Origin of the sequence: Azospirillum brasilense, from assembly GCF_008365405.1 — a bacterium.
Classification (GTDB): Bacteria; Pseudomonadota; Alphaproteobacteria; order Azospirillales; family Azospirillaceae; genus Azospirillum; species Azospirillum brasilense_D.
In genome coordinates this window covers 87,712-110,289 of the sequence record NZ_QOKV01000007.1, presented here as the reverse complement: position 1 = coordinate 110,289, position 22,578 = coordinate 87,712, and the positions used below count along the sequence as shown (strand labels likewise).

At 69.5% G+C, this 22,578-nt stretch carries 16 protein-coding genes; 8 read left to right on the top strand and 8 right to left on the bottom strand.

What is annotated here, in order from left to right:
- Positions 1-93 precede the first annotated feature (93 nt).
- Positions 94-837 (bottom strand): DUF1194 domain-containing protein, encoded by a 744-nt coding sequence (locus tag DS837_RS13335; RefSeq protein WP_149165197.1) that lies wholly within the window; start codon positions 835-837, stop codon positions 94-96.
- Positions 838-875: 38 nt separating this feature from the next.
- Entirely contained in the window at positions 876-1,958 is a 1,083-nt protein-coding gene (mutY, locus tag DS837_RS13330; RefSeq protein ID WP_149165196.1) for an A/G-specific adenine glycosylase, read from the bottom strand.
- Positions 1,959-2,086: 128 nt separating this feature from the next.
- Between mutY and DS837_RS13325 the strand changes: the two genes are divergently transcribed.
- From DS837_RS13325 to DS837_RS13295, 7 genes are all read left to right on the top strand, one after another.
- Complete coding sequence (locus DS837_RS13325; RefSeq protein ID WP_149165195.1) at positions 2,087-2,566, top strand: DUF721 domain-containing protein; 480 nt, start codon at positions 2,087-2,089, stop codon at positions 2,564-2,566.
- Positions 2,567-2,676: 110 nt separating this feature from the next.
- The gene (locus tag DS837_RS13320) at positions 2,677-3,357 is read left to right on the top strand and encodes a DsbA family protein (protein ID WP_247889915.1); all 681 of its coding nucleotides are present in this window, start codon (positions 2,677-2,679) and stop codon (positions 3,355-3,357) included.
- A 25-nt stretch (positions 3,358-3,382) separates the two neighbouring features.
- Positions 3,383-6,844: a chromosome segregation SMC family protein gene (locus DS837_RS13315; RefSeq protein WP_149165194.1), complete on the top strand. Its 3,462-nt coding sequence runs from the start codon at positions 3,383-3,385 to the stop codon at positions 6,842-6,844.
- 109 nt (positions 6,845-6,953) lie between these two features.
- On the top strand, positions 6,954-8,099 hold the full coding sequence (locus DS837_RS13310) for an NAD(P)/FAD-dependent oxidoreductase (protein WP_149165193.1): 1,146 nt from the start codon (positions 6,954-6,956) through the stop codon (positions 8,097-8,099).
- Between the two features lie 13 nt (positions 8,100-8,112).
- Positions 8,113-8,601: a hypothetical protein gene (locus tag DS837_RS13305; RefSeq protein ID WP_149165192.1), complete on the top strand. Its 489-nt coding sequence runs from the start codon at positions 8,113-8,115 to the stop codon at positions 8,599-8,601.
- A 160-nt stretch (positions 8,602-8,761) separates the two neighbouring features.
- Positions 8,762-9,460, top strand: coding sequence for an OmpW/AlkL family protein (locus DS837_RS13300; RefSeq protein ID WP_145627166.1), 699 nt, complete (start codon positions 8,762-8,764; stop codon positions 9,458-9,460).
- Positions 9,461-9,622: 162 nt separating this feature from the next.
- Complete coding sequence (locus DS837_RS13295) at positions 9,623-10,057, top strand: CBS domain-containing protein (RefSeq protein ID WP_149165191.1); 435 nt, start codon at positions 9,623-9,625, stop codon at positions 10,055-10,057.
- A 91-nt stretch (positions 10,058-10,148) separates the two neighbouring features.
- On the opposite strand, the gene DS837_RS13290 is transcribed toward DS837_RS13295, so the two are convergent.
- The 5 genes from DS837_RS13290 to DS837_RS13270 form a co-directional block, all read right to left on the bottom strand.
- Entirely contained in the window at positions 10,149-10,793 is a 645-nt protein-coding gene (locus DS837_RS13290; protein ID WP_149165190.1) for a response regulator, read from the bottom strand.
- A 448-nt stretch (positions 10,794-11,241) separates the two neighbouring features.
- Positions 11,242-13,032 (bottom strand): acyl-CoA dehydrogenase C-terminal domain-containing protein, encoded by a 1,791-nt coding sequence (locus tag DS837_RS13285; protein WP_149165189.1) that lies wholly within the window; start codon positions 13,030-13,032, stop codon positions 11,242-11,244.
- Positions 13,033-13,049: 17 nt separating this feature from the next.
- The gene (locus DS837_RS13280; protein WP_149165188.1) at positions 13,050-15,383 is read right to left on the bottom strand and encodes a 3-hydroxyacyl-CoA dehydrogenase/enoyl-CoA hydratase family protein; all 2,334 of its coding nucleotides are present in this window, start codon (positions 15,381-15,383) and stop codon (positions 13,050-13,052) included.
- 27 nt (positions 15,384-15,410) lie between these two features.
- Entirely contained in the window at positions 15,411-16,574 is a 1,164-nt protein-coding gene (locus DS837_RS13275) for a thiolase family protein (RefSeq protein WP_149165187.1), read from the bottom strand.
- A complete protein-coding gene (locus DS837_RS13270) occupies positions 16,571-17,056 on the bottom strand; it encodes a MerR family transcriptional regulator (protein ID WP_149165186.1) in 486 nt (161 codons plus the stop codon). The genes DS837_RS13275 and DS837_RS13270 overlap by 4 nt, the downstream gene beginning before the upstream one ends.
- Positions 17,057-17,358: 302 nt before the next feature.
- On the opposite strand from DS837_RS13270, the gene DS837_RS13265 reads away from it, so the two are divergent.
- The gene (locus DS837_RS13265) at positions 17,359-17,541 is read left to right on the top strand and encodes a hypothetical protein (protein ID WP_149165185.1); all 183 of its coding nucleotides are present in this window, start codon (positions 17,359-17,361) and stop codon (positions 17,539-17,541) included.
- A 90-nt stretch (positions 17,542-17,631) separates the two neighbouring features.
- Here the strand turns inward: DS837_RS13265 and DS837_RS13260 are convergent, their stop codons facing one another.
- Entirely contained in the window at positions 17,632-22,482 is a 4,851-nt protein-coding gene (locus DS837_RS13260; RefSeq protein WP_149165184.1) for an alpha-2-macroglobulin family protein, read from the bottom strand.
- Positions 22,483-22,578: the final 96 nt, after the last annotated feature.

The following is a 22,578-nucleotide window of genomic DNA, read 5'->3' as shown; positions in this document are numbered from 1 at the left end:
TGCCGACGTTGTGCACGCAGCGGTAAACTTGCCTGACCCGGCGTTATTCCTCCAGACGATTTTCCAAAATTCGGGCCTATTGCGCGGCGGCGCTTAGAAATTAGCTGCGGTGATAACCGAGCGCGGTGCAGGAAGAGCGGCGATTTCCTGGATGAGTTTTTGCCGGAGCGCCTCGACGAAACTGCTGCGGTCCATCGCCGTCTTCACAAATCCATTCATGCCGCCGACGACATTCTCCTGGTAGTACTCTTCCAGCCACGGAAACTCGTCGAGGATGGCCAGGGCGTTGATGGTGACCCCCTGCCGCTCGACCCGGTCACGGACTCCCGCGGGGTCCGGGCCGCTGTTGGAGAAGCCGTTCGACACGATGTCGATGACCTTGCGCGCGGCGTCGAATCCGTTGCCGGCGAACAGCTTCGCCGATTCTTCGATGGCGCTGCCCAGCGCCGTGGAATCCCCTTGGAATCCGCGCGGCGCCTTGTCGATCCGGCTCGCGAAGGCGGCCACCTCCTCCGCGCTGGTCAGCGGAGTCCAGGGCACCAGCACGCGCAGGCTGTGCGGGCCGGAGAAGACCACCAGGGTCGCCGCGGCTCCACCCGCGGTCACCGCGTCGCTGACATCCGGATCGCGGAAGGCCGCGGCATGCCCCTGCAACTGGAACTCCAGGTCCCCGTCGGTGATCGAAGCCGACCCGTCCACCGCCAGAACCAGTTCCAAGGCGACGCGACGCCCGGCGGGGACCGAGCCTGTCTTCGCCTCGGACTCGGCCCGCAGGGGTCCGGCAAGCCATGCGCCGGCCAGGAAGGCCGGCAGGGTCAGGATCGTCCGCCGCCTCATCTCGCTCCGTCCGCCTTCCATTTACGCGTGCGCCCCGTTTACGCGTGAGCCAGGGCGTGACGCACCACCTTCATCATGACGGAGGGAAGGGCCTGCCCGCCCAGCCGGTCCACCGGAACCCACAGCCCCTCGGCCATCCGCCAGCCGTCGCCGGCCTTGGCCGCGACGACCTCAAGTTCGAGGTGAAAATGGCTGAAAGTATGGCGGACCGCGCCCGGCAGGCGGCGCCAGGACCGATTCAGCGGGGCCGTCGCCGCGATTTCCGCCTCGCTCGGCGCGTGGCCGGCCCAAGGGGTGGAGGGCACTTCGGTCATGCCGCCCAGCAGCCCCTCCTCCGCCCGGCGGCGCAGCAGCACGGCCCCCTCCGGGTTGATCAGCCAGAAGGCGACGCCGCGCCGGGTCGGCTTGTCCGCCTTGGCGGCCTTGCGGGGAAGCTGCTCCTGGATGCCGGCGGCGCGGGCGGCGCACCAGTCCGACCAGGGACAGAGCATGCATTTCGGCTTGCGCGGCGTGCAGACCGTGGCGCCAAGATCCATCATCGCCTGGGCATAGTCGCCGGGCCGCTCGTCCGGCGTCAGGAGGGCAGCCAGCGCGCGCAGCTTGGGCTTCACGCCGGGAAGCGGTTCCTCGACGGCGAACACGCGGGAGACCACCCGCTCCACATTGCCGTCCACCACCGTCGCCTTGTGGCCGAAGGCAATGGCGGTGATCGCCGCCGCGGTGTAGGCGCCGATGCCCGGCAACTCCAGCAGAGCCACCTCCTTGTCGGGAAAGTGCCCTGCCCGCTCCGCCACCACCACCTGCGCACATTTGTGCAGGTTGCGCGCCCGCGCATAGTAGCCGAGCCCGGCCCAGGCCACCAGAACGTCGTCCAGCGGCGCCACCGCGAGATCGCGCACCGTCGGCCAGCGTTCGGTGAAGGCGCGGAAATAGGGCGCCGCGGCGGGCACCGTGGTCTGCTGCAGCATGATCTCCGACAGCCAGACCCGGTAGGGGTCGGCGACCTCCCCCGGCTTGGCGCGCCAGGGCAGGTCGCGGCGGTTGTGATCGTACCAGGAGAGCAGCCGCGGGGCGGCGTCGCTGGGGGCGCTCTTTGGGGCGGTGTGGAGAGGCGTCGTCATGGCGGCAAGACATAGGGCGAACATGACTGCCGATAAAGGGGCACCTGCGGGGGCGCTGGCGCAGTCCCGCCCGCTTGCGCTAGGGTGCGCGGACGATCACCAGGAAGCCCCGACCAGGAAGCCTTGACATGAACGGACCGCGGCGAATCGGCCAGACCGTCCCCGAGGTGGCCGGAAAGGCGCTGGGCAAGCGCGGGCTGGCCTTCGGCTCGCTCATCAACGACTGGCCGTCCATCGTCGGCCACCAGCTGAGCCTGCGCACCGCCCCCGACAAGCTGAGCTTCCCGCGCGGCAAGCGGGAGGACGCCGTCCTGCACATCCGCGCCATGGGCGCCATCGCGCTGGAGCTTCAGCATCTGGAACCGCAGATCGTGGAGCGGATCAACGGCTTCTTCGGATACCGCGCGGTGGCGAAGATCAAGCTGATCCACGCCGCCCCGCTGACCATCCAGAAGCCGACGGTGCGCCCGCGCGACCTGACCATGGACGAGGAATTGTCGGTGATGACCACCACCGCCACGGTGGAGGACGAGGAGTTGCGGGCCACGCTGGAGCGCTTCGGGCGGTCGCTGCTGGCCCGTCCGCGTCCGGCGCCGCGCCGCCGCTAGCCATCAAGCGATCCCCTTGTGGGCGGGAGCCGGCTCGGGCTGGGCCATACTCTTGCCGCAAAAGGGGAGTTTCGATTATACCATCAACATCTGGTAGGGATGAGGCCAAAGTGAACCGCAACCTTTTGGGCATTGCCGCCCTGATCGCGGTCGGCATGACGCTGATCATCGGGCTCGCCGTCGTCGGCTCCCGGCCGTCGAACGGACAGACTCTGCCGGTGCAGCCGCCCGTGCAGACGGCGCAGGCTCCGGCAGCCTCGACCGCCGACCTGCTGGCCGACCGGGTGCTCGGCAACCCCAACGCGCCGGTGACGATCCTCGACTATTCGTCGATGACCTGCCCGCACTGCGCCGCCTTCCACACCGAGACGCTGCCGAAGATCAAGGAAGCCTACATCGACACCGGCAAGGCGAAGCTGATCTTCCGCGACTTCCCGTTCGACCAGGCGGCGCTGCGCGCCTCCATGCTGGCCCGCTGCGCCCCGGCGGAGCGCTATTACCCGCTGCTCGACGTTCTGTTCAAGAGCCAGGGCCAGTGGAGCCGCGCGGCCGACCCGGTCAAGGCGCTGGCCCAGTACGGCAAGCTCGCCGGCATGAGCGAGCAGGTCATCAACGCCTGCATGGCCAACCAGGCGCTGGCCGACGGCATCCTGCAGAGCCGTCTGGTCGGCCAGGACAAGTACAAGGTGGAGGCCACCCCGACCTTCGTCCTCAACGAGGGCGCGGCCACCATCAGCGGCGCGCAGTCCTTCGAGACCTTCGCCGCCGCGATCGACAAGCTGGTGAAGTAAGGACCGGGTAGAAGGCTTCGATCCCGTGCACTTCACGCGCCTCCGCCTGTCCGGCTTCAAGTCGTTCGTCGACGCCACCGATCTGGTGATCGAGCCGGGCATGACCGGCATCGTCGGCCCCAACGGCTGCGGCAAGTCGAATCTGGTGGAGGCGCTGCGCTGGGTGATGGGGGAAACCTCCGCCAAGCGGATGCGCGGCGACGACATGGACGACGTCATCTTCGGCGGCACGGCCAATCGTCCGGCACGCAATCTGGGCGAGGTCGCCCTCCTCATCGACAACCGCACGCGCACCGCCCCCGCCGGCTTCAACGAGCACGACGAGTTGGAGGTGACGCGGCGGATCGAGCGCGGCAACGGCTCCGACTACCGCATCAACGGCAAGCTGGTGCGCGCCCGCGACGTCCAGCTCCTCTTCGCCGACAACGCCTCGGGCGCCGGTTCCCCGGCGCTGGTCAGCCAGGGCAAGGTCGGCCAGATCATCAACGCCAAGCCGCAGGACCGCCGCATGCTGCTGGAGGAGGCGGCGGGCATCACCGGCCTGCACTCCCGCCGGCACGAGGCGGAGCTGCGGCTGCGGGCGGCCGAAGCCAACCTCATGCGCCTCGACGACGTGATCGGGGCGATGGACACCCAGCTTCAGAGTTTGAAGAAGCAGGCCCGGCAGGCCGCCCGCTACCGCAACCTCTCCGAACAGATCCGCAAGGCGGAGGCCGTGCTCTGGCACCTGCGCTGGATCGCCCACGAAGGCGAGTTGGCCCGCGCCCGCGGCGCCTTCGCCAAGGCAGAGGGTGCCGTGCGGGAGCTGATGCTGGCGGTCACCCAGCTGACCACCCGCCGCATCGACGACGCCGCCGGGCTGCCGGAAAAGCGTCAGGCCGAAGCCGCCTCCGCCGCCGCCCTGCAACGGCTGGTCATCGCCAAGGAGCAGCTCGACGCCGAGGAGAAGCGGGTCGCCGAGCAGCAGCGCGCCCTGCTCTCCCGCCTGCAGCAGATCGCCGGCGACCTCGGCCGCGAGGAGGCCCTGGCCGCCGACGCCGGCGATGCCCTGGCCCGGCTGGAGGCCGAGCGCGACCGTCTGCTCGAAGCCCAGGCCGACGAGGAGATGCTGGAGGAGGCCGCGCGGGAGGCGCTGGCCGAGGCACGGGACGCGGTGGACGCGCTCGACCGCGAGCTAACCCGCCTGACCGAGCAGACCGCCGCCGACGAGGCCCGCCGCGCCGCCACCCAGCGGCAGGTCGCTGATTTTGAAACGCGGGCCTCCGGGCTCGCCAAGCGCCTCGCCGAGCAGCAAGCGCAGCGCGACGCGCTGGAGCGCGAGACCGCCGCCCGCGCCGACGTGGCCGAGTCCGAGCTGGCCGTCGAGCTGGCCGAACAGCGGCTGGAGGACGCCCGCGAGACCGCCGAACGGGCCGAGCGCGCCAAGACCGACGCCGAACCCGCCCAGACCCGCGCCCGCGAATCCCTGCAAACCGCCGAGTCCGCCCGCACCAAGCTGAAGGCGGAGGAAAGGGCGCTGGCCGAGCTGCTGTCCGCCGGGGCGGGCGACCTGTTCCCGCCGCTGGTCGACGCGGTGACCGTCGCCCCCGGCTACGAGGGCGCCCTGGCCGCGGCGCTGGGCGACGCGCTGACCGCCCCGCTGGACGAGGCTGCCCCGGTCCACTGGCGTCCTCTGCCGCCCTACCCCGCCGCCGCTCCCCTGCCCGCCGGAGCCGAACCGCTGGCCACCCGCGTCCAGGGACCGGAGGCCGCCGCCCGCGCCCTGTCGCACATCGGCGTGGTGACCGACGACGCGGCGGGCGCCGCTCTGGCCGCCGGTCTCGCGCCCGGCCAGATCCTGGTCAGCCGCGACGGCGGGGCATGGCGCTGGGACGGGCTGACCGTGCAGGCCGGCGCGCCAACCGCCGCCGCCGTCCGCCTGAAGCAGCGCAACCGCCTGAACGAGCTGCGCGGCGAGCTGGACCTCGCCGACGAGCGGCTGGAGGTCGCCCGCGACGCCCTGGACGAGGCCAAACGCGCCGTCGAGGAGGCCGCCCAGGCCGACCGCCGCGCCCGCGACGCGGTGCGCGAGGCCTTCGCCGGGGTGACCGCCGCCCGCGACCGCCACGCCAAGCTGGCCCGCGAGGCCGACGCCGCCGCGTCGAAGCTGGCGGCGGTGGTCGATGGCATCGCGCGGCTGGACACCGACCGGCAGGAGGCCGAGGCCGCTCTGGAGGAAGCGCGGGAGCTGCTGGACGCCCTGCCCGACCCGCGCGAGGGCCGCGACGCCGTCAACGACCGCCGCGCCACGCTCGCCGAGCACCGCGCCGTCCTCGCCGAGAAACAGAATGCGCTGGACCGCCTGACCCGCGAGGCGCAGTCCCGCCGCCAGCGTCTGGCCGCCATCCAGCAGGACGTCGCCTCTTGGGGCACCCGCTCCGCCGGGGCGGGCGGGCGCGTGGCCGAGTTGAAGCAGCGCGCCGCCGCCGCCGAAACCGACCTCACCCAATTGCAAAGCCGACCGGCGGCGATCGAAGCCGACCGCCAGGCCCTGCTCGGCCGGATCAGCGAGGCCGAGCGCGCCCGCAAGCGCGCCGCCGACGCCTTGGCCGAGGCGGAAAACCGTCTGGCCGAGACCGAAAAGCTGCTGAAGCAGGCCGAGTCCGGGCTGGCCGACGCCCGCGAGGCCCGCGCCCGCGCCGAGGCCGCCGTCTCCGCCGCGCTGCAGAACGGCCAGACCCTGACGGAGCGCATCGCTGAGCGGCTGAACTGCCGCCCCGAGCAGACCCGCGCCGCCGCCGATCTGCCCCCCAACGAGGCGATGCCCGACGTGGCGGTCGTGGAATCGCGCCTCGACAAGCTGACCCGCGAGCGGGAGAACATGGGGCCGGTCAATCTGCGCGCCGAGATCGAGGCGGCGGAGCTGGAAACGCAGATCGGCACGCTGCAGACCGAGCGCGAGGATCTGGTCAGCGCCATCGCCCGCCTGCGCCAAGGCATCGCCAGCCTGAACCGCGAGGCGCGGGAGCGTCTGGTCGCCTCCTTCGACACGGTGAACCGCAATTTCCAGGAGCTGTTCATCCGCCTGTTCGGCGGCGGCAAGGCCCATCTGGAGCTGGTCAGCGCCGAGGACCCGCTGCAGGCCGGACTGGAGATCTACGCCAGCCCGCCGGGCAAGAAGCTGCAGGTGCTGTCGCTGTTGTCCGGCGGCGAGCAGGCCCTGACCGCGCTGTCGCTGCTGTTCGCCGTCTTCCGCTCCAACCCCGCGCCGATTTGCGTGCTGGACGAGGTGGACGCGCCGCTGGACGAGGCCAATGTCGGCCGCTTCTGCGATCTGGTGGAAGACATCGCGCGGGAGGGCAACACCCGCTTCCTCATCATCACCCACCACCGCCTGACCATGGCCCGCGTGGACCGGCTGTTCGGCGTGACGATGGTCGAACGGGGCGTGTCGCAACTGGTCAGCGTGGACCTGCAGAAGGCCGAGGAATTGCGCGGGGCGGCGTAACCGATTCCAATTCCCATTCGCAGGCTTTCACAGCTTCATTCCGCTCTCCCGGACGCCTAAGATAAGGCGGATGAATGACCGGCGCGGGCGCCGGAAAGGGAGAGTGGACGTGGAACGGGTGGATTTCCTGATCGTCGGCGGCGGCATGGCCGGTGCCTCGGCGGCTTATGAGCTGGCGGCGCACGGCAGCGTCATCGTGCTGGAACGGGAGAGCCAGCCCGGCTACCACTCCACCGGCCGGTCGGCGGCGCTCTACACCCAGACCTACGGGCACCCGGTGGTCCGCGCGCTGACGGTGGCGAGCTGGGATTTCTACATCAACCCACCGGAGGGCTTTTCGGAGCACCCGCTGCTGACTCCGCGCGGCGTCCTGCTGATCGGACGGGCCGACCAGACCGCCGCTCTGGACCGCGACTTCGCCGAGGGGCGGCGGCTGACTCCGACCGTCGAGCGCCTCGACCGCGCCGAGGCGCTCGCCCGCGCCCCCTTCCTCAAGAGGGATTACGTGGATGGCGCGGTGTGGGAGCCGACGGCCATGGACATGGACGTCCACGCCATCCACGGCGGTTATCTGCGCGGGCTGAAGGCGCGCGGCGGCCGGCTGGTGACCGACGCCGGGGTGACCGCGCTGGAGCGGCGCGACGGGCTGTGGATCGCCTCGACCCCGGCGGGCGACTTCGCCGCCCCGGTTCTGGTCAACGCGGCGGGTGCCTGGGCCGACGGTCTGGCGGGAATGGCCGGCGCACGCCCCGTCGGTCTGGTGCCGAAACGGCGCACCGCCATCACCTTCGATCCAGTGTTCGCCGACCCGGCGGACGTGGCGGGCCTCGCCGGCTGGCCGATGACCATCGACGTGGACGAGCAGTTCTACATGAAGCCGGAATCGGGCCGGCTGCTGCTCTCTCCCGCCGACGAGACGCCCGTGGAGCCCTGCGACGTGCAACCGGAGGAGTTGGACATCGCCGTCGCCGTCGACCGTATGGAACAGGCGGTGCGCTTCTCCGTTCGACGTATCACGCACAAATGGGCGGGCCTGCGCAGCTTCGTCGCCGACAAGGTGATGGTGGTGGGCTACGACGAGTCCGCGGACGGTTTCTTCTGGCTGGCGGGCCAAGGCGGCTACGGCATCCAGACGGCACCGGCCATGGGCCGCACCGCAGCGGCCCTGGCCACCGGACGCGGCCTGCCGGCGGAGGTCGCGGCGCTCGGCGTGCGTGCGGAGGATCTGGCGCCGGCCCGGCTGCGGCGCCCCTGACGGGAGACAGGCGATGCGCAGGATGATGGCAGGAAACGGTTTCGGTGCGATTCTTCTGGCCGGTGGACTTCTGGTTGGCGGTCTTCTGGGCGGCTGCGCCAACCCGGCCGCCGATCAGGCGATGATCGCGCAGAATGCGCTGGTCGGCATGCCGAAGCAGACCCTGCTGTCCTGCGCCGGGGTTCCCGAACGGCAGGCCACCGCCGGAGACCTGGAATTCTTCACCTACCGCAGCAACCGTCTGATCTCCTACCCGGCCTGGGGCGGTTACGGCGGCTACTGGGGCTATCCCTACGGTGGATGGGGCGGCTACGGCTACGACGTGACCAGCGTCGACTGCGAGGCGACCTTCACCCTGCGCAATGGCGTGGTGGAACGCATCGTCTATGGCGGGTCGTCCAGCGGCGGAAGCCGACTCGGCCAATGCTACGCGATCGTACAGAACTGCCTGGCGCAAGTCCCCTCCCAGTCCCCACAACCCTCCATGGCCCCAGCGCGGTAAGAGTTCCAGTCCATGCGACAACTCGTCGCTGTTGCAAAGCCGCCTCACTATGACGTTTTGGTTGAGGCGGCATAGCAACCCTAGAAAAACTCTGGTAATACATCTCCAGGCATTAAGCCAAAAAAACGACATCAGCTAATTCTGCCCTGGAGCGAATCCCATGACTTTCCTGAAGCGCGCCGCTGCCGCCCTGCTGGCGACCACGGCTCTCGCCGCCGTTTCCTCCCCGTCGCTGGCCCAGGATTTCAAGGGCAAGTCCGCCGGCGACATCCTGGTGCGCGCGCGCGCCCTGGCCGTGATCCCGCAGGAGAATGGTGACCTGATCGGCGGCGGTCCGTTCGGCGGCAGCAACATCGGCAGCGTGGACATCGAGAACGACTACATCCCCGAACTCGATGTCTCCTATTTCATCACCGACAACATCGCTCTGGAGCTGATCGCCGGCACCACCCGTCACAAGGTTTCCGGTTCGCTGATCACCGGCAACGACATCGACGTGGGCAAGGTGTCGCTGCTGCCGCCGACCCTGACGGCCCAGTACCACTTCTTCACGAAGGAGCGCGTCAGCCCCTACGTCGGCGCCGGCATCAACTACACTTGGTTCTACGACGAGACCGCCGCCCGCAGCACCAACGCGGACGGCTTCACGACCAACACCGTCGACTACAAGAACCGCTTCGGCTGGGCGCTTCAGGCTGGTGTCGACGTTGCCCTGACCGGCAACTGGTCGCTGAACCTCGACGTGAAGAAGATCTTCCTGAAGACCGACGTTACCGCCAACGTCAGCGGCGTTCCGGTCACTTCGGACGTCAAGATCGATCCGTGGCTGATCGGCATCGGCGTCGGCTACCGCTTCTAATCGGCCTTTCCGGAGCCTCTCACGGGAGGCTTCGCGAAACCGCTGGATTCAGGCCGGTTACTCCGAAAGGAGTAGCCGGCCTGTTCCTTTTTGCGACTTCCTATAGCGGCTTCTGTGGGTGAGCATTCCCTTTCGTGAATCCGCGCGGGAGGAAGCACAACCATGCACATTGCCGCCGTCTTGAAAAGGAAGGGCACGGAGATCATCACCGCCAATCCGGACGACCGGATCGACGCGGTCGCCCGCAAGCTCGCCCATCACAAAATCGGCGCCGTCCTGGTGATGAAGGATGACGGCCGCCCCGCCGGAATCCTGTCGGAACGCGACATCGTCCGCGCCGTGGCTGCGGATGGGGCCGCCGCTCTGGAGAGGCCCGTCGGCGACCTGATGACCCGCGATCTCGTCACCGGAAGCCCGGCCGACACGGTGTCCCAGATCATGGGCGTCATGACGCAGCGCCGAATCCGCCATCTGCCGATCCTGGAGGGCGGTGAACTCGTCGGGTTGGTCAGCATCGGCGACATCGTGAAGGCGCGGCTGGACGACGCGGAACTGGAGGTCGAGTCCCTGCGCGGCTACGTCGCCGGAATGGGCTGAGGCCCACTCACCATTCCATAAACGAAAACGCCCGCGGACCATCCCGCGGGCGCTTTCAAAGGCAGGACAACCGGACGTTCAGTCCGGCCGTTCAGGCGGAATGCGACTGTGGGAAAGCCATGGCCGCCTGGGTGCGGTTGCGCACACCCAGCGACTTGAAGATCGCGGTCATGTGGATCTTCACCGTGCCCTCCGACAGGCCCAGCTCATGGGCGATCTGCTTGTTGGACTTGCCTTCGCGCAGGCGGTCCAGAACCTCGCGCTGACGCTGGGTCAGCAGATGGTCGAGCTGCGGGTCGCTGGGCGGGATGGCGCCGACGCGCACCTCCGACTCCCCAGACTCGCGCAGCACGGTCGGCGGCACATAGACGCCGCCGGAGAAGATGAGATCCAGCGCGCTGAGCATGATCTTCACGCTGGAGGATTTCGGGATATAGCCTGCGGCACCGTGCTCCAACGCGTCGCGGACGTCGTGATGCGCTTCGGACGCGGACACGACCACGACCTTGGAGTCGGGCTGCTTTGCCCGCAGGTCTTGGATGCCGGAGAAACCGGGCCAACCGGGCATGCGCAGATCGGTCAGGACGAGATCGTAGGTCTCGCCCTTGCCAGCCTTTTCCAGAAGCTCATCAAAGTTGCTGGCTTCCTCAAAGCTGGCTCCCTCCTTCAGCTGCTCCAGCAGCCTGCGCAATCCCTCCCGGAAAAGCACATGGTCGTCTCCGATCAGGATTTTCATCTGGTGGTGCCCCCGTACTCAGTGCTTTCAATGGTCCGAACGTACAGCCCTGACACAAGGCCAGTGTTCCAACCCTCAGTTTCGGAAAAAATGCAGGTCATTTTCAAGCATCATATGACCCAATTCCAAAAGGTATAGAAAGTCCTTATGCAGGGTAATGTCACATCAGATGTACCACGTTCCGGTGGGGGTGGACAACCCGAATTTAACCTTTGTCACATGGCAGGCTCTGAGCAATGGCATTGCTGCGTGACAGCAATATCCATTTTACGCGACGTCCACCCATGACGAAAGTGAGCACGAATGTATCAAGCCATAGGCTTGCTCATGACAAAGAACCATCGTTTTCGTACTTTCTATCTTTCGCATCTCTCGAAGCGAAAAGGCCGGAACGGGTGAAGCATACACCGATCCCGGCCCAAAGACATAGACCCCGTAAGGCTGATCCTCAGAAGGCGGCCTCGTCCATCTCCATCAGGGGACTGGACCCCGCCATGATGATGACGAACAGGGCGTTGGTCTGCGGCAGCAATTTCGCCATGTAGAAACGGGCCGTCCTGATCTTGGCTTCGAGGAAGGCCGCGTTGCCCTCCCCTGCTACCAATCTCGCCTGGGCGGCCTTGACCATCCTCAGCCACATCCAGCCGAGCGCCACCAGACCGAACAGCCGCAGATAGTCAGTGGCGGCCGCCCCCGCCTCCTCCGGGTCCTTCATCCCCTTCTGCGCGATGATGGCGGTCGCCTGTTGGAGCTTGGCGAAGGCCTTGGCGAGCGGCAGGACGAATTCGGCCAAGTCCTCCGTCTCCATGTCGGCCTCGATCTCGGCGCCGACGGGGTGGAAGAAGCGGCGCAGCAGCCGGCCCATGTCCTGCGGCAGCTTGCGCCCCACGAGGTCCAGCGCCTGAATGCCGTTGGTGCCCTCGTAGATCTGGCAGATCCGGGCGTCGCGGACATACTGCTCCACGCCGGTTTCCCAGATGAAGCCGTGGCCGCCATGCACCTGCACAGCGATGTTGGCCGACTCGAAGCCGATGTCGGTGAACAGCGCCTTGACGATCGGCGTCATCAGCTGGACGAACTCGTCCGCCTCCTTGCGCGTCTTTTCGTCGGCGTGCTTCTCCGCCATATCCAGCTTGTAGCCGACCAGGGCGCCGAGCGCGCGGGCGCCCTCGGTGTAGGCGCGGGCGGTCAGCAGGTTCCGCCGCACGTCGGGATGCACGATGATCGGATCGGCCGGCTTGTCGGGATGCGCCGTGCCCTTCAGCGAGCGGCCCTGGAGCCGCTCCCTGGCGTAGGCCACCGCGTTCTGATAGCTGACCTCGGCCACCCCCAGCCCCTGGATGCCGACGGCGAGGCGGGCCGCGTTCATCATCACGAACATCGCCCGCATGCCCTTGTGCGGTTCGCCGACCAGCCAGCCGGTGGCGTCCTCGAAGTTCATGACGCAGGTCGCCGACGCCTTGATGCCCATCTTGTGCTCGATGGAGCCGCAGGCGACGCCGTTGCGCGGACCGACGGTGCCGTCCTCGTTGGGCAGGAACTTCGGCACCAGGAACAGGCTGATGCCGCGCGTTCCGGCCGGTGCGTCGGGCAGGCGAGCCAGCACCAGATGCAGGATGTTCTCGGTCAGGTCATGCTCGCCGGCGGAGATGAAGATCTTCGTGCCGGTGATCCTGTGGCTGCCGTCCTCCTGCGGAACCGCCTTGGTGCGGATCAGCCCCAGGTCGGTGCCGCAATGCGGCTCCGTCAGGCACATGGTGCCGGCCCAGGTGCCGTCGACCAGCCGGCCGAGGAAGCGCTGCTTCAGCGGGTCCGATCCGTACATGGACAGGGCGTTGTAGGCGCCCAGCGACAGGCCGGGATACATGCCGAAGCTGAGATTGGCGGAGCAGATGAACTCCTCCAGCATGGTGTTGACCAGCTTCGGCAGCCCCTGCCCGCCATAGGCCGGGTCGCAGGACAGGCCCTGCCAACCCGCCTCGATGTAGGTGCCGTAGGCCTCCTTGAAGCCCTTGGGCGTGCGCACCACGCCGTTCTCGAAGGTGCAGCCCTCGCCGTCGCCGGACTGGTTCAGCGGGAACAGCACCTCCTCGCACAGCTTGGCGCCTTCCTCCAGGACCTGAGCGATCAGGTCGGGGGTGGCGTCCTCGTAACCCGGCAGTTCGGCCAGCTTGCCCGCGCCGACGATCTCGTCGAGGACGAAGCGGACATCCTCCAGCGGAGCCTTGTAGATCGGCATTCCTCAGTCCTCCCCCATCAGTTCCGCAGCGGCTTGCCGGTGGTCAGCATGTGCTCCACCCGGTCGATGGTGCCCTCGGTGCGCACCAGCTCCATGAAGGCTGTGCGCTCCAGCGCCAGCATCTGGTCCTCGGTCACCGGCTGGGTGACGTCGGCCTTCGGTCCGCCGGTCAGGATGCCGGCCAGCTTGCCGCAGACCACCATGTCGTGCGGCGTCGCCTTGCCCTGGAGCGCGAAGCCTTCCAGGAACAGCTCCAGCGCGGCCCGCCCGTTGGGGCCGGGGAGCGTGTAGGTGACCTTTTCCGGCGGGGTGTAGTCCGCCGCCAGTTCCAGCGCCTTGGCCTTGGCGTCGGCCAGCAGGCGGTCGCGGTTCATGGTGATGCCGTCGCCGGGACGCAGGTACAGCAGGTCCTTGGCCTCCGCCGCCGACTTGGCGACCTTGGCGAGGCTGATGGTCTCGAAGGCCCCGGCGATGGGCGGCATCGGCCCCTTGGGCGTGCGCGGGTTGGCGGCGTGGCGGGCCAGCATCTCCGTGCAGCCGCCCCAGCCGGGGATCAGCCCGACGCCGACCTCGACCAGCCCCATGTACGTCTCGGCGTGGGCCTGCACATGGTCGGAATGCAGCAGGATCTCGCAGCCGCCGCCGAGCGCCATGCCGCTGGGCGCCGACACCACCGGGAAGGGGGCGTATTTCAGGGCGCGGTAAGCGCGCTGCCCGCCCTCCACCAGTTCCTCGATCTGCGGCCACAGCCCGACGTTCAGGGCGAACAGGGCGAGGCCGAGATTGGCGCCGACCGAGAAATTGTCGGCCTCGTTGTGGATGACCAGCGCCTTCCAGTCGCCTTTTCCGTCGCCAATCAGCTTCATCGCCTTGCCGTAGGCGGCCATGACGTCGCCGTCCAGCGCGTTCATCTTGCTGGTGAACTCGACGCACAGCACGCCGTCGCCGATGTCCCACAGGCTGGCCGAGCCGTTCTTCCACACCGGCTTCGACGCCCGCTTGATGTCGGACAGCAGCAGAACGCCCTCGGGCCGCACCACCGTGTCGTAGAGGCCGGCGGTGGTCAGGTGCTGGAGCTTGCCGTCCTCCACCCGGTAGAAGGGCCGCCCGGCGGCCTGCTCGACCAGCGGCGGGATGGGAATGCCCTCGCTGCGGCAGAGGTCGGCGAACCAGGCGGTGCCCAGCCGGTCGATCAGCTCGAACGGACCCTGCTTCCAGTTGTAGCCGAGCCGCATCCCCTCATCGACCGCGACGATGCTGTCGGCGATCTCCGGCACCAGCGACGCGGCGTAGGACAGCGTGTGGGCCAGCACCCGGCGGGCGTACTGCCCGGTCTTGTCGGGGAAGTCGGCCAGCGCCCGCAGGTCGCGCCCGGCGGCGGACACGCTTTCCAGCTTCGGCTTGTCGGAGCGGCGGTAGGCACCGGTGGACAGGTCGATGGCCTCCTTGATCTTGGCGCCGCCCTCGCGGTTCAGGCGGTAGAAGCCGCCCTTGCCCTTGCGGCCCGTGTAGCCCTCCGCGATCATCCGGGTGATGACGGGATGCTCGCGGAAGGCGGCGCGGTAGGGGTCGTTGTCCGGCAGGGTCGCCAAAAGGCTCTTGGCGATGTGCGGCATCAGGTCGAGCCCGACGAGATCGACAAGGCCGAACACGCCGGTCTTCGGGATGCCCATCGGGCGGCCCGCGATGGCGTCGGCCTCCTCCACCGTCAGGCCGAGATCGACGGCGGCGTTGATCGCCGTCTGGATCCAGTAGACGCCGATGCGGTTGGCGATGAAGCCCGGCGTGTCCTTGCAACGGACCACGCCCTTGCCCAGCGCGCGGTCGCCGACGTCGGCGACGGCGGCCAGCGCGTCGGGCCGGGTGACCTCGCCGCCGACGATCTCCAGCAGCCGCATGTAGCGCGGCGGGTTGAAGAAGTGGGTGATGAGGAAGTCGCGCTTGAAGGCGTCCGACTGCCCCTCCACCAGCACGCCCAGCGGGATGGTCGAGGTGTTGGACGACACCACGGAGCCTGCCTTGCGCACCGGGTCGATGCGCCGGTAGAGGTCGGCCTTGACCGCCGGATTCTCGACGATGGCCTCGACGATCCAGTCGACGTCGGCCAGCAGGGCGAGGTCGTCCTCCAGATTGCCCGGAGTCACCAGTTTGGCGTTCTTCGGGTGCATGAAGGGCGCCGGGTCGGTCTTCAGGAGCCGCTGGATGGCCCCCTTGGCGATGGCGCTGCGGTCGTCACCCTCCTTGGCGGGGATGTCGAGCAGAACGACGGGAATGCCGGCGTTCGCGAAATGGGCGGCGATGCCGCTGCCCATCACGCCGGAGCCGATCACGGCGGCGCGTTTGATCTGCATGGTTGGTGCCTCCCTGTCCCGCCGCCGTCAGACCGCTTCCAGGACCGTGGCGATGCCCTGGCCGCCGCCGATGCACTGGGTGGCGAGAGCGAACTGCTTGCCCTCGCGCTTCAGCAGGGCCGCGGCCTTGCCGGTGATGCGGGCGCCGGTCGCGCCGAGCGGGTGGCCGAGCGCGATGGCCCCGCCGTCCAGGTTCACCTTGGCCGGGTCGATGTCGAGGTCGCGCATGCAGGCGATGGCCTGGGCGGCGAAGGCCTCGTTCAGCTCGATCACGTCGATGTCCCGGATGGACAGGCCGGCGCGCGCCAGCGCCTTCTGCGCCGCCGGGACCGGGCCGAGCCCCATCACCTCCGGCGCGCAGCCGGCCACCGCGACCGAGCGGATGCGGGCAAGGATCGGCAGGCCGTTGGCCTTGGCGTAGGCCTCCGTCGTCACCAGAACCGCCGAGGCGCCGTCCGTCAGGGGCGAGGAGGTGCCGGCGGTGACCGAGCCGTCGGCCAGGAAGGCGGGCTTCAGGCCGCTCAGCGTCTCGCCGCTGGTGCCGGGGCGGATGCAGCCGTCGCGCTCCACGAGGCCGGCGGCGGTCTGGATGGCGACGATCTCCTCGGCGAGGCGCCCGCCCTGCTGGGCCGCGGCGGCCTTGGCGTGGGACTCGGCGGCCATCGCCTCCTGGTCGGCGCGGGAAATCTCGTAGCGGCGGGCGACATTCTCCGCCGTGACGCCCATCGAGCAGTAGGCTTCAGGGTAATGGTCCTTCAGGCCCGGATGCGGCAGCGGGTTGTAGCCCATCATCGGGACGCGGCTCATCGACTCGATGCCGCCGCACAGGAAGACCTCGCCCGCCCCCATCTGGATGGCGCCCGCCGCCTGGTGGATCGCCTGCATTGAGGAGCCGCAGTAGCGGTTGATCGTTGTGGCCCCGGCGGTCAGCGGCAGCTTCGCCAGGAAGGACACGGTGCGGGCGATGTTCATGCCCTGCTCGCCCTCGGGGAAGGCGCAGCCGACGACCACATCCTCGATGTCCTGCGGGTTGACGCCCGTGCGCTCGACCAGCGCCGCGACGACATGGGCCAGCAGGTCGTCGGGGCGGACCTTCGCCAGCTCGCCCTTGTTGGCGAAGGCGAAGGGGGAGCGGGCGTAGCCGGCGATGACGACCGGATTGGCGGGCGTGGTCAAAGGCGCCGAGGTCATGGTTGCGTGTCCTCCGAGGTCTGCGTCTCCGTGATTCCGTTCTTGCGGAAATGGTCGGAGATCTGGGTGTCGATGATGCGCAGCTCGCCCAGCGTCTGCTGGACGTCCTGAAGCTGCCGTTCCAGGTCGGCGATGCGGCGGCGGGCGATGCGCTGCATGAAGCGCATCTGCTCCTTCTGGATCTCGTCCGCGTCGTAGAGGGTGAGGAATTCCTTGATCTCGGCGAGGCTGAAGCCCAGCCGCTTGCCCCGGCAGATCAGCGCGAGGCGCGCGCGGTCGCGGTGGCCGTACACCCGGGCGGTGCCGTCACGCTGCGGCGCCAGCAGCCCTTCGTCCTCGTAATGGCGGATGGTGCGGTGAGTCAGCCCGAACTCGTCGGCCAGTTCACCGATGGCGAAGGAGCGCCCGGCGCCATCCGCGCCGGGGGCGAGTCCGTCGTCGTCACGTGCGCCCAGCCCCATCAACCTTGCGGGTTGCGACATCCTCCCACCCTTCCCTTGATCGTCATTGCCCTTGATCGTCACGGGTTGACGTTTACGTAAAGGTAAGGCACCTGCCATTTGCTGTCAAGCGGGCAGCCCGCTCCCGTCCCGATGGCCTTCCGGGGTGCGGCGCGCGCGCGCTGTGACAGCATGCCACGGGCGATGAGCCTGCCCAGCTATGGCAGGCTCAGGTCATTCAACAAAAAAACCGTCGACGAACCCGGGCCAGGAATGGCCGGGCGCAACGGGCGGTTACAGGGCAGGACAAACCGGAGTTACGGCAAGCAGGGTTGGGACAGCCGATGTCGTCGCGCGCCATCGTATCGCTGGGCGTCTGGATACTCGCCATGGTGCTGATCGGCACCCTGACGGTCGGGGTCGCGTTGCTGTTCTACGTGGCGCTGACCGCCTTCTTCGCGGTCGTGGTGGCCGTCCTGATGCTCGTCACCCGGCAGCGCGACGACGAGCACAAGACGATCATCTGAGACCGGCGGGGCCGGAAAAGTCAGCCTTGAAAAAGCAAAAGCCCCACCACCCGCGCGCGGCGGACGATGGGGCTTTTCCGTTCGGCTTCCTTACTCCGGCAGGACGCGCAGGCGCGACGCGGCGGTGCGGGCCGACTGGTGCGGGCGGTAGAGGTCTTCCACCGCGGCGCCGGGCTGGGCGTAGTCGCCGGGCGTCACCGCGCGCACCAGATAGACCAACCGGAAACGCGGTGCCTGCTTGGTCATGTCGAGCGCAGCGACGAAGCGGTCGTCGCGGTAATCGACGGCGCGCGGCGCGGTCAGCTCGCCCAGCCAGGACAGGTCGCCCAGCGGCGCCCCGCCCCCGGCGAAGCGGGCGGCCTCAATCTCGAAGCCGGCGGGCAGCGGATCGGACACCAGAACCTGCCGGTCCACCGGATCGGAGGCGCTGCCCTCCAAAATCACCACCAGCCGGTCATTGGGACGGACGGCGCCCGGATCGGCGGGGCGGCCGGTCATGTCGAACAGGCTGCGGGTGATGGTCATGCCCTGCTCCTCCGCCCCCGGCACCGCGTCGGCAATGCCGGACACCGACAAGATCTGGCGCAGCGGCTCGCCCCCGGCGTTGCGGATGGCCGGCGGGGCCGCCGGGTCGATGCGCTGGAACAACGGCTTGACGCCCTCGGCGACCTGATCGGCCCCCTGCGCGTCCTTCTGGGCGATCTTCATCGACGGCGCCCGGTCGATCAGCGCCTTGGCGGCCTGGAGAAGCCACGCCTGCTCCTGCACGCCGGTGGTGCGGACAGCGGCGTAGGTCTTGGACAGGCGTTCGGTCGCCTGGGTCAGACGATCCCGCTCGACCACGCCGCTCTCGCCCATCAGCGCCACCACGCCGGCCTCGTCGCGCAGGGACGAGCCGTAGTCGCGCAGGCTGGCCGACACGACGCGGGCACCGGACAACCGCCCGAAGGCCTCCGCCGCGCGGTCCTTGTCACCCAGCGCGGCGATGGCCGTGGCGACCTGGGCGCGGGCGAAGTCGGTCTGCAGCTTGTCCCAGAAGGTTTCCTGGAAGTAGCGGACCGCACCGGCATCGACCATCTTGGCGCGGGCCAGCACATAGAGCGCGTAGGCGCGGGCCGGCTGCTCGTCGGCCTCCACCCAGGCGTTGTCGAGCGCGCCGCGCAGCCCGTCCAGCCCCTTGCGGTAGGGACCTTCCGGCACGCGGTAGCCGGCGGCCTTGGCGCGGCCCAGGAAATCCAGCGCATAGGCGGTCAGCCAGGAATCGGCCTCCCCCTTCGGCGACCAGGCGGCGAAGGCGCCGTCCATCCGCTGGAAGGTCAGCACGCGGTCCACCGACCGCTGCACCCGCGCCTTCACCCGCTCGTCCGAGGCGACGCCCAGCGCGACGGCCACGTCGCCCAGCGACAGCAGCGGCAGCGCGCGGCTGGCCGTCATCTCCAGCCCGCCGGGGCCGCCGCGCTCCAGCGCGGTCAGCAGGCCGGGAATGTCGAGCTCGGGCAGGTTGCCGAGCGACAGCGCCGCCGTCGCAGTCTCCGGCCGCAGGCCGTTCAGCAGGTCGGCGGGCAGTTCGACGTTGCGCTCCGGGGCCAGCATGGAGGCGGTGCGGCGGGTGACCAGCGGCGCGGCCGGGCGCACCGGGATTTCCCACTGGCGCGTGATACGCAGGCCGTCCGGCCCGGTCACGTCCAGCGCGATGTGGCCCGTGCCGACGCCGTTGGCGGTCAGGACCCGCCCGGCGGTGGCCCGCTTGCCCTTGCCCAGCTCGGGCACGGCGATGGTCCCCTCGCCGAGCGACACGGCGCCGCTGGCGATCAGGGAAATGCTGTAGGCGCCCGCCGGCCCGCCGACGTTGTCGAGCGTCACCGGGACCACCGCCCGGTCCCCCGGCGCCAGGAAGCGCGGCAGGCCCAGGTCGGCCAGCACCGGATCAGCGACCAGCATGGAGGATTCGGAACGGCCCAGCTTGTCCCCGCTCCACGCCACGGCCATCAGGCGCAGCCGGCCCTGGAAGTCGGGAACGTCCAGCGGCACCGCCACCTTGCCCTCCGGCCCCACGGTCAGCACGCCGGAGAACAGGGAGACGACGCGCTCCGACTTCTGCGGAACGGTGACGCCGACCTGACGCAGCCGCGGAGCGGCGCCGGGGCGCGGGCGGGTGGCGTCGAGGACCGCCGGATCGATCAGCCGCCCGAAGGAATCGCGCAGCTCCACGCCGAGGCGGCGCTTGCCGAGATAATGGTCGATGGGATTCGGCGAATGCTGGTCGGTGAGCTGGAGCACGGCATCATCCACCGCGGCGACCGTCACGTAGGCGGGCTGGCCCTCCGGCACGCCCTCCACAACCACCTCGGCGGTGACGGAGCGGCGGGGCTCGGTCTGCGCCGGGGCGGCGACGCGCACGTCCAGCGCCCGCTCGTTCCCGTCCACCGCCAGCCAGGACAGGCCGACGGCGCGGCGCGCCACGCCCTTCGACAGGCCGCCCGCGGCGTCCGGCGCGCCGAAGGCGGTCGCCAGCACATAGACGCCGCCGGTCCAGGTCGGATCGACGGGAATCTCCAGGAAGGCCCCCTCCGGCCCGATGCGGCGGGTGGAGGCGTGGCGGATCTTGCGATCGGCGACGGTGATCAGCACCTCGCTGTCGTAGGGCGGCTTGACATAGACCCAGGCGGTCTCGCCGCCCTTGTAGGCGGGCAGCATGACGGTCACGTCCACCTGATCGGGACGCTCGCCGGCGGTCGGGGTCATCCACCAACCGGCGGCGAAGCGCAGGCTGCTCGCCACGCCGGTCTTGGGGTCGAACACCTCCAGCCGGTAGCGCCCGGCGGTCACCGGAGCCTCCACGGAAGCCGGCTTGGCCGCCTGGGCGGCGAGCGTGCCGCCGGTCACCCGCTGGTCGCGCACCGTCACCTTGTAGTCCCAGCGCCCGTTCGCCTCGAACCACGCGTAGTCGTACTCCTCCTCGAACAGCTCGTAGGAGAGGTCCTCCTTGTCCATCGGCTGGCCGTCCGGCCCGACCGCCACCACGTCGAATCCGGCGGTGGCGCCTTCCGGCACGCCGTCGCCCTCGAAGCGCGGGCGGATGCCGACGGCGAAGGGCTGGTGGCGCACCGGCAGGACCAGATCGCGGCTGACCGAACGGCCCCCGATGTCGAGCAAGGTGGCGCGGACCACCGCCTCCAGCGGCTTGGTGCTCTCCGGCGCCTTGGGCAGCGCGAGGTCGGCCTTGGCCTGCCCGTTGCGGTTGGTGGTGAAGCCCGGCAGGTCGCTGCGCAGCGGCTTGACCTCCTCCTGGGCGAGGCCGAAGCGGTAGCCGGGCAGGTTCGGGTAGGGGTTCGCCGCGGCGCGCAGCGTAACCGCCAGTTCGCCCGGCAGGCCCGCCGCCGGGGCGCCGTAGAGGAAATGCCCGTCGATGGTCAGGGTCGTCTTGCCGTCCGCCGGAAGCTCCGCCGCCTCGGCGGCCAGGGCGACCTCGAGCCGCGGCGGCACGAAGTCCTCGACCAGGAACTCGGCGCGGCCCAGCACCGGACCCATGGTGTTCGGCTGGCTCCCGGCCTCCGGCTCGCCATGGGCGGTGACGGCCCAGGTGCCGGTCATGGCGTTGGCCGGGATCTCGACGCGGGCGGCGAAGCTGCCGCCGCCGGATTCGGCAAGCGGGCGGCGGTCCACCTCGAAGCCGTCCGGACGCTGGATCTTCAGCGTGACGGGACGGCCGGTGACCGGCTTGGCGTCGGCGTCGCGCAGCAGCGCCGCCAGATGCACCGTCTCGCCGGGGCGGTAGATGCCGCGCTCGGTGTAGAGAAAGGCGTCGGGCTGGCCGGGGACCGGGCGCGCCGGGACCGCCACCGCGACGCCGCCGGGCGCCGCGTTGGGCGACCCGGCCGCCGGAGGCGCGTTGGCCAGCGTCGGCGTCACGAGGTCGAGGAAGCCGAAATCCCCCGCCCCGCGGTAGGCGAACAGCGCCTGCACCGGTTCCCGACCGGCGGCGCGCAGGGCGGTGAGGTCGAATCGCGCCAGCCCGTCGGCACCGGTCAGCGCCTTGCCCAGTTCCTCGTTGTTGCGGGCGAGCAGGCGCAGCTCGACGCCGGCCTCCGGGGTCGCGCCCTTCACGGAGCGGGCGAAGACGACCAGCGCGTCCTCTCCGGTGATGGCGTTCAGGCCGAGATCGGAGACGACGAACCATTGGGTCGCCTTGTGGTCCCAGCCGCCGGGCTTGATGTCCTCGGTGCTGGCCACGGCGATGTAGACGCCGGGCTCCAACCGGCCCAGGACGGCGTCGATCGGAAAGGGCGTCAACACCGCCTGGTTGCGGCTGTTGCTGATCGCCATTTCCCCGCGCCACACCTCCTGACCGGAGCGGTCGAGGATCTCACCCACCTCGTGGTCGGACATCTGCTGGCCGATGCGGCCGAAATAGATCTTCTCCACCAGACTGCGGTCGTTGATCCGCAGCACCTGGAGCTTCGCCCGGTCGAGGTTGATGGAGCGCAGCGGCAGACCGTCGGCGCCGATGCGCGGCAGGATGTAGCCGGCGCCGCGGAAGGCCAGCGCCGGCTTGCGGTTCGGCACCTCAATGTCGCGCGCGTCCGGGTTGGGCAGGCGCTTCCCGTCGCTGCCCGGCAGCCCGTCGCGCAGGGTGATGCGGTAGCTCTGCCCGTGCTTCAGCCCCTCGACGCAGAGCGTGCGGTCGCGGGCGACGGCGGTCCCGTCGAAGGCCGCCCCGCCACCGGCGGGCGCCACCTCCACATAATCGCGGTAGTTCACCGCGCGCGACTTCTCCAGCCGGTCGGTGAAGGTGAAGCAGGCCTGCGGCACGTCGCGCTCCGCCACCACCTCGGCGGAGGAGACGCCGAAAGGCACCGGCTCGGGCGGCGCGTCGGCGGCGATGACGGGGGTTGAGGACGCGACGAGGACGGCACAGACACGCGCCACTGCACGCAACATTCGATCTTCCCTGGACCAGCCGCCCGGCGCGGCGCGCGCGGGCCTATGCGAAAACGTCGGGCCTGCGAAAGCACCGCTATCGGCAAACCGGCGCGG

What these genes read in the sequence shown, in the direction of transcription:
- DS837_RS13335 (WP_149165197.1), bottom strand. Translation starts at nt 837, where the DNA reads ATGAGGCGGCGGACGATCCTGACCCTGCCGGCCTTCCTGGCCGGCGCA.
- mutY (WP_149165196.1), bottom strand. Translation starts at nt 1,958, where the DNA reads ATGACGACGCCTCTCCACACCGCCCCAAAGAGCGCCCCCAGCGACGCC.
- DS837_RS13325 (WP_149165195.1), top strand. Translation starts at nt 2,087, where the DNA reads ATGAACGGACCGCGGCGAATCGGCCAGACCGTCCCCGAGGTGGCCGGA.
- DS837_RS13305 (WP_149165192.1), top strand. Translation starts at nt 8,113, where the DNA reads ATGCGCAGGATGATGGCAGGAAACGGTTTCGGTGCGATTCTTCTGGCC.
- DS837_RS13300 (WP_145627166.1), top strand. Translation starts at nt 8,762, where the DNA reads ATGACTTTCCTGAAGCGCGCCGCTGCCGCCCTGCTGGCGACCACGGCT.
- DS837_RS13295 (WP_149165191.1), top strand. Translation starts at nt 9,623, where the DNA reads ATGCACATTGCCGCCGTCTTGAAAAGGAAGGGCACGGAGATCATCACC.
- DS837_RS13290 (WP_149165190.1), bottom strand. Translation starts at nt 10,793, where the DNA reads ATGAAAATCCTGATCGGAGACGACCATGTGCTTTTCCGGGAGGGATTG.
- DS837_RS13285 (WP_149165189.1), bottom strand. Translation starts at nt 13,032, where the DNA reads ATGCCGATCTACAAGGCTCCGCTGGAGGATGTCCGCTTCGTCCTCGAC.
- DS837_RS13280 (WP_149165188.1), bottom strand. Translation starts at nt 15,383, where the DNA reads ATGCAGATCAAACGCGCCGCCGTGATCGGCTCCGGCGTGATGGGCAGC.
- DS837_RS13275 (WP_149165187.1), bottom strand. Translation starts at nt 16,574, where the DNA reads ATGACCTCGGCGCCTTTGACCACGCCCGCCAATCCGGTCGTCATCGCC.
- DS837_RS13270 (WP_149165186.1), bottom strand. Translation starts at nt 17,056, where the DNA reads ATGTCGCAACCCGCAAGGTTGATGGGGCTGGGCGCACGTGACGACGAC.
- DS837_RS13265 (WP_149165185.1), top strand. Translation starts at nt 17,359, where the DNA reads ATGTCGTCGCGCGCCATCGTATCGCTGGGCGTCTGGATACTCGCCATG.
- DS837_RS13260 (WP_149165184.1), bottom strand. Translation starts at nt 22,482, where the DNA reads ATGTTGCGTGCAGTGGCGCGTGTCTGTGCCGTCCTCGTCGCGTCCTCA.